The sequence below is a fragment of the Streptomyces sp. NPDC037389 genome, assembly GCF_040636475.1.
Taxonomy (GTDB): domain Bacteria; phylum Actinomycetota; class Actinomycetes; order Streptomycetales; family Streptomycetaceae; genus Streptomyces; species Streptomyces hesseae.
The window spans coordinates 1-1,002 of the sequence record NZ_JBEZUS010000096.1 but is presented as its reverse complement, the minus strand read 5'-3'; the positions used below and the strand labels follow the sequence as shown (position 1 = coordinate 1,002).

Genomic DNA, 1,002 nt, shown 5'->3' with positions numbered 1-1,002 from the left:
GCCCTTCTCGTAGATGCCCGAGAAGTCGACGATGTCCTGGTAGCGCGCCTTGATCTGCTCGCGGGACATGCCCATGGCCAGGCCGCCGAGGATGACGTTCCGCTCGCCGGTCAGGTCGTTCATCAGGGCCGCGTTCACACCGAGCAGGGAGGGCTGGCCGTCGGTGTAGACCTTGCCGCGCTCGGCGGGCAGCAGGCCGGCGATGGCCCGCAGCAGCGTCGACTTGCCGGAGCCGTTGGAGCCGATCAGGCCGATGGCCTCGCCCCGGTAGGCGGTGAAGGAGACGCCGCGCACGGCGTGCACCTTGCGCACGCCCCGCTCCTCGCCGCGCCTGAGGATGCGGCTGAGCGCGGCGGTGGCGCTGCCCTTGCCGGTCCTGGCGCCGTTGACGCGGTAGACGATGTGCAGTTCGTCCGCGATGACCGTCGGCACCCGCTGGTCCTGCTGCTGCTCAGCCACGGCCGTACCTCTCCTCCGCCTTCCAGAAGTACACGAAGCCGCCCACGGCGAGGACCACGGCCCAGCCGAGGGCGACCGCCCACACGTGCGGCGGCAGGTTCTCGGAGCCGTACCCGTCGATCAGCGCGAAGCGGATCAGGTCCATGTAGACGGCGGCCGGGTTCCACTGGAGCAGGTCGGAGACCCACCCCGGGCTGTCCTTCAGCATGATCGGGATGGAGAACATGACGCCCGAGGCGTACATCCAGGTCCGCATGATGAACGGCATGAGCTGGGCCAGGTCCGGGGTCTTGGCCCCCATGCGGGCCACGATGAGCGCCAGGCCCACGTTGAACAGGAACTGCAGGACGAGCGCCGGCAGGACCAGCAGCCAGGACAGCGAGGGGTAGCTGCCGAAGCCGATGACGACCGCGAACATGACGATCATCGAGGCGAGCAGCTGCTGGAGCTGCTGGAGCGCGAACGAGATGGGCAGCGAGGCGCGCGGGAAGTGCAGCGCCCGCACCAGTCCGAGGTTGCCGGAGATGGCGCGCACGCCCGCCA

The 1,002-nt window shown here is 69.5% G+C and carries 2 protein-coding genes; both read right to left on the bottom strand.

What is annotated here, in order from left to right; all coding sequences use genetic code 11:
• A partial coding sequence (locus tag AB0E98_RS34010; RefSeq protein ID WP_361710389.1) for an ATP-binding cassette domain-containing protein occupies window positions 1-459 on the bottom strand: 459 nt, incomplete at its 3' end.
• Window positions 452-1,002, bottom strand: a 551-nt coding sequence (locus AB0E98_RS34005) for an ABC transporter permease (protein ID WP_361710386.1), incomplete at its 5' end; no start/stop codon positions are given. The genes AB0E98_RS34010 and AB0E98_RS34005, both read right to left, overlap by 8 nt.